A 7895-nucleotide genomic window follows, 5' to 3' on the forward strand; every position below is an offset into this window, starting at 1 on the left:
CCGAGTAAGGCAGGTTGGCCTGGAAGACGTTGGAGTCGTAACCGGCGCCCGAGTTGTTCACCAGGCCGCGGATGTCGTTCTTGGACACGGTGACGGTGTTGGACGTGTTGCAGCCGGCCAGGTTGGTATCGATGGTGACGTTGGCCGGAGCGGTCATGTCAAAGGCGTTGGCCGGGCCGGTGTCGTCCGAGGCGTAGATGCCGATGGTGCCGAAGTCGATCGTGGTCGAGGCGTTGCCGGTGTAATAGGCGCAGTCCGTCGACACAGCGCCCTTCAGGGTGAAGGTCGCGCCGTCGTTGTTCGACGCCGTGCCATTGTTCGCAGCCGAGCTGCCCGAGATGGTGATCAGCGACACATTGCTGTTGACGCTAGGGTTCAGCGCATCGGCGATACCCACGATGGTCGTGTTGTTGCTTGTGCCCGTGAATGAAACGCCAGGAATGGTGCCGAACGGCGTCGAGATCGGGGGCGTAATCTGAACGGTGCCCGTAACGGAGCCCTGGTAGACGGTGCCGGCCATGGCGGGAGCGGCGGTCAGAGCCAGCGCGGCGGCGCCGGCCATCAGGGAAGCGAACTTCTTCATTTCAGTCTCTCCAAGCGAATGATTTCGCGAAAAATAGTCGATCGAGGCGGCAGTCCCTCCCCGTCCGATCTCGTCCAGTTAATCTGTTGTTAACAAACCGTCAACAGTAAAGAACGGCGTTAGCTATCATTTTTGAGTGTATTCGCGCGTCAGGAGAAACATTTGTTTTGCTCAACTCAAGCAAAAGTAATTTTTCCTTTTACTAAAAATAATGCGAAAACTGTTCTGGACTGAATATCTACCGGTAATTAGCGCTGTCAGACGCGCGGCGTTACCGTCACCGTTAAGGTTTCAGTATACTGCCCGGCCAGAAGACCTGCTCCGGCCGGTTGACGCGTGCGGAACTCGATCTTGCCACCGCCGGCCGCGATGCCGTCGCCACTGCTCAGCATTCCCACATGGTCGGCGCTGCTGAAGCTGGCCTGCACCGTGCGGGGTTCAGGCCGAAGCGTCGGAACGGTCAAGGTGACGTCATAGGGGAGGACACCCGCGAACGGGCCTTCGCCTTGCGGTTTGGTGACGTGAGCCAGACCGCCTCGCGCCGAAGTCACGCCCAGATCGAACGGCACATTGCAGTTCAGACCGAAAAGCGCGGTAGCGCGTTCGCCGCCCGTCAGCTCGCCAAAGTCGATGTCTCCGCCGCCCTGTATCTCGCAACGTGGGACGATCTGGCCCACGACGTTGACGTTCAGGGTCTTGCCCACGTCGAGGTTGTCGGCGACAGGCTTGGCCAGGGCCGGCCACGCAGTGGCGGCGACGATCAGCGCAACGGCTCCGCTCAGCCGGCGGACCGACGCGCGCAAAGGCTTCGATGAATTCTGCATTGCCCAACCCCGTTTCCGCCCCCAAGGACGGCCCGTCACCCCTGACGGTTCGCCCCACCCCTTCCAAAAGCCGTGCCACCCCGAATCGAGACGTTCGGCGCCGGGCAGACTTGGGTTAACAAATAGTTAACGGTGGCCGCTTTACGCCGAAGATCGGCGGTATGCAATGTGTTTGCTGAAAAGCGTTGTGCGTCAGGCTGCCGCAAGTGCGCGGCGTTCGCAGAACTCGGTCATCGCTTTCGGGACGGTTAGGCTGACGACGCCAGTCACGGCGCTTCGGCGGCGAGCACGTGTATTCTCAGCGTCCCATCGCGGGACAACCAACCGCTAGCGAACTGTTTCACAATGGCACACAAAATCGAGTAGCTGCCCGAGATGGCGCCGTTTCGTTGCCAATGCGGCAACGCGTCAAGGGTCGGGACTGGAGCGGGTGAGGGGAATCGAACCCCTGACATTCAGCTTGGGAAGCTGACGTTCTACCTCTGAACTACACCCGCCCAGAAAAAACGCCGGAGCGGCGTCTGCGCGCTCCGGCGTTGATTGTCTTAGCTGCCGCAGCGGCCGCGCTCAAGGCAGAGGTTATTGAGCCGCCTCGACCGTCACGCCGCGCTTTTGCAGGATGGCCTGGACGCTGTCGTCACCGGTCAGGTGGGCGGCGCCGACGGCGATGAAGGCGGTGCCGGAGCCTTCGAGCAGGGTCTGGATCTGGTTGGCCCAGTCGGTGTTCCGATCCACCAGAACGGACTGATAGAGCGCCGGCGAGGCCTCCTTCATCTCCTTGATCGTGACGCGGTCCAGCGTCGCGACATCGCCCCGGGCCCAGGCCTCGACCATTTCATCCAGTTTTGTGGCGGCGTTCTCGTAGTCCTTCAGCGTCTCGCGCAGGAAGACCAGTTGCACGTCGTCGGGCAGGCCGGCCAAGATGCCGATCTGTTTGTCGATGGTCTCGAAGCCGTGGATCGGCTTGCCCGCCGCTTCGGCCCGCGCCTTCAGCACCAGTTCGACGCCCGACGTGGGGTCATAGCCGGCCTTGATCAGCGGCGCGACCGACAGGCTGAGCGCCGCCAGCCAAGGCTTCATCGGCTGAAGTTGGGCGGCTGAGGCGCCCATGGACTGGGCCGCCGCGTCCAGCTCGGCGTTCTCTTCGGGGGTCAGGCGACTGGACAGGGGCGTCTCGGGCGACAGGCCGTGCTGCTGGATCAGCGGCATGATGGCGGCCTGGTCGTCGGGATTGCTGATCTCGAACCAGATGTCCGACGCGCTGTCGAAGGCGGCCTCGACGCGGGGGCTGGCCCAGCCGGTCGTGGGGCGCAGCACATGGACCGAGCCGAACAGATACAGGGTCGAATCCGCATCCTTGACCACCCACAGGGCGGGGCCTTCGCCCTGGATCGGCGCAGGGGCGGCCGGCGCGGCTGTCTGGGCCAGAGCGTCGGCCGGGACGCCGGCGATGGTGACGAACAGGGCCAGGCCGCCGGCGACGCCCACAGCGCCGCGCGCTAGGCTGGAAACGGACGACAGAAGGCGATCGGTGAAGGTCATGAGAGGTCTCGTTGTTGTCCAAAATGAAAGAGAAGCAGGACGGATCAGGCTAGGCCGCGACGCACGCTGATCCACACGGAGCAGCCCAGATAGAGCGCAATCAGGACGGCGTAGATGTCCCAGGCCGTGATGGCGGGTGCGGCGCCCAGACGCTCGGCGGCGGCCCAGAGAAACAGGACCAACTGCCCCGCGAAAAAGGTGACGGCCGCCGCCTCGATCACCGCTCGACGCAAGAGCTCGTCGGCCTGGCGATAGATGCGCACATTCATCACCGTGTGGAGCACCAGCAGAAGGCCGATGGCGCTGAGGCCGAGCACAGGATTGACGCCCGCCATGCTGAAGACGACCGGCAGGATCAGGATGACGCCGGAAAAGGCCATGACCAGCGCCTGAAACCGGGCCAGAGCCGTCTCATCCGACGAGGCAGGGCCATCCAGATTGTACATCCGACCGAGGCGGTCGGCGTTCAAACTGACGTACATCGCCCACAGCGATCCCGCGACCAGGGCCAGGCCGACCAGCATCGCCAGGCCGTCCGACCAGCGCAAGTCCATGTCGGTCGGGCCGAGTCCGCCCGGCGCGATCCTGGCCAGCCAGGCGCCGACGCCGTAGCCGATCACCCCGAAGACAGCGCCGAAAACAAAGGCGCGAACCCAGCGTGGCCAAGATTCGGGAGAGATAGCGGAAGGCCTCATTTCGTCGGCTCCTGATCGTCCGAGAAGATGGATTCGATGGGCTGGCCGAAGACGCGCGCGATCTTGAAGGCCAGCGGCAGGGAGGGGTCGTAACGGCCGGTCTCCAGCGCGTTCACGGTCTGACGTGATACGCCCAGATGTTCGGCCAGCTGCGCCTGGCTCCAATCGCGCTCGGCGCGCAGGACCTTGAGACGGTTGTTCATGGCTCAGCCCCGCATCCGCGCCAGCCACCACCAAACCCAGACGACGGTATAGCCGATCAGCATGGGGGCGATCATCAAGGCGGCGCCGGCGCACACATAGTCGATGGGCGAGCCGCCTGAGCCGATTTCACGCGCGATGATGTCACGCCACGGCCCGGCCGAGGACAGGATCAGGCCGACGCCGCTCACGCACATGCCGGCCGTGCCACCCCAGTACCAGGCCGCCTTGTGCGCCTCCCGCGCAGCCTCGTCGATCACACGCATCCATTCGGCGCCGATCCACAGGGCGCCGGCCATGATGGCGGCGGCGAAGACTGCGGTCACGATCAGTTCGCCCATCTCGGGCGCGATCCATCCCGAACGGGAGGCGTAACCGACCGCGATGCCGCCGAGGAAGGCGAACAGCAGGCCGCCGCCGAACGTGATCACCGTAGCCTTGATTACCGGCCGCCACTTGCGCATCAGTCAACACCCCTTGTCCTATTGACAAGTTACATTGACATCGCGTCTCCAGGCCTGTCAAGCGCCCTTTCCACAGAAAGAGGCCCTACTCGACCTTGGCGGCTGCGATCAGTTCGGGACGGGCGATGGCGCGGGGCGCGGTTTCGACCGGCGTCAAATCCGGCAACGCCTTGCCCTCATGATCGACCTGCAGATCCTCGAACCGGCGGGCGGAGACCATGACTTGGCTCTCGAGCGAGCCGACGAACTGATTGTATTTGCCGACGGCCGTATCCAGCGCGCGTCCGACGGCGGAGGCATGACCGCCCATGACCGATAGCCGCTTGTAGAGTTCGCGGCCCAGGGCGGCGACCTTGTCGGCATTGGCCGCCTGTTCTTCCGCGCGCCAGCCATAGGCGACGGCCTTGCAGAGGGCGAACAGGGTCGAGGGGGTGACGATGACGACGCGCGAGGCCATGGCCTGGGTCATCAGGTCCGGCTCATGGTCCAGAGCCGTGACCAGGAAGGCGTCGCCGGGCACGAACAGGACGACGAAATCGGGGCTGGGCTTGAACTGGTCCTGATAGGCCTTGGACGACAGTTGGCGCACATGGGTCTTCAGGCTGGCGGCGGTGCGCAGGCCGACCGAGCGGGCGCGCGCCTCTTCGTCGCCCTCCCCGTCGTCGAAGGCCAGCGGGACCTTGGCGTCGATAACGAACATGCCGCCGCCGGGCAGGCGGACGATGAAGTCGGGCCGGTTCTGGCGGCCCTCGTCGTCGGCGCTGGAGGTCTGTTCGGTGAAGTCGAACCTTCCGGCCATGCCGGCGGCCTCCAGCACATTGCGGCAGGTCTGCTCGCCCCAGCGGCCGCGACGGCCCGTATTGCCGCGCAGGGCTTCGGTCAGCTTGCGCGCCTCGTCGCGCGTGGCGGACGAGGCCGTCATCAGCTGGGCCAGTTGCTCGCGCAGCCCCCCGGTCTCTTCGGACCGCGTCTTCTCCAACGCGGCGACATGCTCCTGGAACTTGGTCAGGGTGTCGGCGACAGGTTTCAGCTGGGCGGCCATCCGCTCGCGCGCCAGCTGGTCCTGAGCGCGGAAGGTCTCGGTCGCGCGACTGACCATCTGATCCGCCACGACCTGGGCCGACTGCGCCGCCTGGGCCTTGAGCAGTTCGCCCATTGTCACACGGCTTTCCTCGACCAGATCGATGCGCGCCTCGGCCGCCGCCAGCGCGCCGCTCGTCTTCTGCCAGCCCATATAGGCCCACAGAAAACCACCCGCGAAGGCGGCGGCCAGGACAGCGAGGATCAGCACAAGCATGTTCATGCTCCGTTCCTAACGGGAGTCGCCTTCAATGAGAAGCGGGGCCCTTCCGGCGCCGCTTGTCCGGAACGTCGCCGTTGCGATGACGTTGGTGTCTCAGCCATTTGCACGAAGGACCCGCCCATGACCCCGGAAAAGCCCCACCGACACGACACCGCCGCCGATGCGGTGCACGACGGCCGGCCGGTCGACGCCGAACTGGTGCGCAGCGGCCGTAAGAACCCGCGCATCGCCGTCATCCTGGCGGTTTCGACGCTCGCCGCTGCGGTGCTGCTGTTGGGACTGTGGTTCGTGACCAACGGCGCTTTCAACGCCAAGAACGCTGAGACGGGGCCGCAAGCCGCCGCCGCCGAGACCCAGGCTTTCGCGGGCGACAGCCAGACCCCGCCCGCCGCCGACGCGCCAACGGATTCGACGGGCCGCGCCGTCGCCACCCCGACGGGCGAAGCGCCGAACGTCAACGCCCCGACGGTTCCTTCGAACTAACTCGGTCAGGCCGGGCGGCGGGCGCGCAGGGCCTGGACGATGGTGCCGTCGTCCAGCCAGTCCAGTTCGCCGCCGACCGGCACACCGCGCGCCAGCGAGGTGATCTCCACATCCGGCCCGGCGATCCGCTCAGCGACATAGTGGGCGGTCGTCTGGCCATCGACCGTGGCCGGCAGGGCCAGCACGACCTCGCGCACGCCCCCGCCCCTCACGCGCCCGACCAGTTCGGTGACCCGCAGATGCTCGGGTCCGACACCGTCCAGAGCAGACAGCAGTCCGCCCAGCACATGATATTTTCCGCGAAAGGCGCCGGATCGCTCCATCGCCCACAGGGCGCCGGCCTCCTCGACCACGCAGATCAGGCCATTGTCACGCGATCCGTCCGAACAGATGGCGCAGGGGTCGCGCGTATCCGGCGCGCCGCAAACCGAGCACGACACGACCTTCTCGGCCGTCTCGGCCAGCGACGCCGCCAGCGGGACCAGCAACTGCTCGCGTCGCTTCAACAGCGCCAGCGCCGCACGCCGCGCCGAGCGCGGACCCAGGCCCGGCAGTTTGGCGAGAAGGGAGATCAGCCGTTCGATCTCCGGCCCGGCGGAGGCGGCCATCAGAAGAGTTTCGGCATTCCGGGAATGTTCATCCCGGCCATGGGGCCTGCGGCCTCGCGCATCAGGGCGTTGTTCTGCTCATCCAGCTTGCGCTTGGCGTCGGCATGGGCGGCGACGATCAGATCGGCCAGGATCTCGCCCTCGCCCGGGCTCAGCAGGCTGTCGTCGATCTTGATGGCCGTAATCTCGCCAGGGCCCTTGAGGGACAACGAGACGAGGCCGCCGCCGGAAGAACCCTCGGCGATCGTTTCGGCCATCTTGGATTGGGCGTCCTGCAGCTTTTGCTGCATCGCCTGCGCCTGCTGCATCAGTTGGGTCAGATCTTTCATTCCCTCTAGATAGGGTGAACCAAGCCTGGACGACAGAGGGGTTGTGCGCGGTGCGCGATATCGAAACCCAGCCTTTCGGGATTGGCGCTTGTGGCTGTTTCAAAACACCCTAATTAGCACCCGTAATCGTTGCTATTTAAGTCAGGACGCATCCCATGGCCTATGACGCTGCTCATCAACGCGACGTCCCGCTGTCGGACGCCGCCCTGTCGCAACTGTTCACCGAGGCGCGGACGCGCAACGGCTGGACCGACCGCCCCGTCGCGCCGGAACTGCTGCACAAGCTGTATGACCTGACCAAGTTCGGGCCCACGGCGGTCAACGGGTCGCCCGCCCGCTTCGTCTTCATCACCTCGCCCGAGGCCAAGGCCCGCCTGATTCCGCTGATGAGCGAGGGAAATCGCGACAAGACGCAGCAGGCGCCGGTGACGGTGATCGTCGGTCAGGACATGGATTTCCACGATCATCTCGACGCCCTGTTCCCCCACGCGCCGGGCGCCAAGGCCTGGTTCGCCGACGAGGCCGGTCGGCGTGAGACCGCCTTCCGCAACGCCTCGCTGCAAGGCGGCTATCTGACCATCGCCGCCCGCGCCCTGGGCCTGGATGTCGGGCCGATGTCCGGCTTCGACGCCGCCGGCGTGAAGGCCGAGTTCTTCCCCGACAGCCATGTCGAGCCGAACTATATCCTCAACCTCGGCTATGGCTCGGACGAGAACCTGTTTCCACGCTCGCCGCGCCTGTCGTTCGACGAGGCCGCGCAGATCCTCTGAGCCGAACTGTCGGCCCGAAACGAAGAAGGGCGGCCCGTCGGGCCGCCCTTTTGTCGTTCATCGCCGGAACGATCAGGTGTTGGGGGGCGCAGA

Annotated in this window: 11 protein-coding genes and 1 tRNA gene; 2 read left to right on the forward strand and 10 right to left on the reverse strand. The window is 65.5% G+C overall.

Translation table 11 applies throughout. From position 1 onward, the window contains the following. The 8 genes from GGC30_RS15885 to GGC30_RS15920 all read right to left on the reverse strand — a co-directional run. Positions 1–583 (reverse strand): hypothetical protein (locus GGC30_RS15885; RefSeq protein ID WP_153926069.1); only part of this gene is annotated, 583 nt, incomplete at its 3' end. A gap of 257 nt (positions 584–840) precedes the next feature. Next, positions 841–1407: a hypothetical protein gene (locus GGC30_RS15890; protein ID WP_153926071.1), complete on the reverse strand. Its 567-nt coding sequence runs from the start codon at positions 1405–1407 to the stop codon at positions 841–843. 422 nt (positions 1408–1829) lie between these two features. Further along, positions 1830–1904: transfer RNA gene (locus GGC30_RS15895), tRNA-Gly, on the reverse strand. Between the two features lie 82 nt (positions 1905–1986). Beyond that, complete coding sequence (locus GGC30_RS15900; RefSeq protein WP_153926073.1) at positions 1987–2949, reverse strand: TraB/GumN family protein; 963 nt, start codon at positions 2947–2949, stop codon at positions 1987–1989. Between the two features lie 44 nt (positions 2950–2993). Further along, complete coding sequence (locus GGC30_RS15905; protein WP_153926075.1) at positions 2994–3644, reverse strand: hypothetical protein; 651 nt, start codon at positions 3642–3644, stop codon at positions 2994–2996. Next, entirely contained in the window at positions 3641–3847 is a 207-nt protein-coding gene (locus GGC30_RS15910; RefSeq protein WP_039244055.1) for a helix-turn-helix transcriptional regulator, read from the reverse strand. Before GGC30_RS15910 ends, GGC30_RS15905 begins: the two co-directional genes overlap by 4 nt. Positions 3848–3850: 3 nt before the next feature. After that, positions 3851–4309 (reverse strand): hypothetical protein, encoded by a 459-nt coding sequence (locus GGC30_RS15915; RefSeq protein WP_153926077.1) that lies wholly within the window; start codon positions 4307–4309, stop codon positions 3851–3853. A gap of 85 nt (positions 4310–4394) precedes the next feature. Further along, positions 4395–5612 carry a DNA recombination protein RmuC gene (locus tag GGC30_RS15920; protein ID WP_153926079.1) on the reverse strand — a complete coding sequence of 406 codons (1218 nt, stop codon included), beginning with the start codon at positions 5610–5612 and terminating at the stop codon, positions 4395–4397. A 120-nt stretch (positions 5613–5732) separates the two neighbouring features. On the opposite strand from GGC30_RS15920, the gene GGC30_RS15925 reads away from it, so the two are divergent. Further along, entirely contained in the window at positions 5733–6095 is a 363-nt protein-coding gene (locus GGC30_RS15925; protein WP_091751007.1) for a hypothetical protein, read from the forward strand. Positions 6096–6100: 5 nt separating this feature from the next. Here the strand turns inward: GGC30_RS15925 and recR are convergent, their stop codons facing one another. Together recR and GGC30_RS15935 are read right to left on the reverse strand one after the other, a co-directional pair. Beyond that, positions 6101–6703, reverse strand: a complete 603-nt coding sequence (gene recR / locus GGC30_RS15930) for a recombination mediator RecR (protein WP_091751010.1) — start codon at positions 6701–6703, stop codon at positions 6101–6103. Continuing rightward, on the reverse strand, positions 6703–7032 hold the full coding sequence (locus GGC30_RS15935; RefSeq protein ID WP_153926081.1) for a YbaB/EbfC family nucleoid-associated protein: 330 nt from the start codon (positions 7030–7032) through the stop codon (positions 6703–6705). The genes recR and GGC30_RS15935 overlap by 1 nt, the downstream gene beginning before the upstream one ends. Positions 7033–7187: 155 nt before the next feature. Here GGC30_RS15935 and GGC30_RS15940 point away from each other — a divergent pair, with 155 nt between their 5' ends. Beyond that, positions 7188–7802 carry a malonic semialdehyde reductase gene (locus tag GGC30_RS15940; protein ID WP_153926083.1) on the forward strand — a complete coding sequence of 205 codons (615 nt, stop codon included), beginning with the start codon at positions 7188–7190 and terminating at the stop codon, positions 7800–7802. Positions 7803–7895 lie beyond the last annotated feature (93 nt).

It is taken from the genome of Brevundimonas sp. SPF441, from assembly GCF_009661015.1.
GTDB classification, from domain to species: domain Bacteria; phylum Pseudomonadota; class Alphaproteobacteria; order Caulobacterales; family Caulobacteraceae; genus Brevundimonas; species Brevundimonas vesicularis.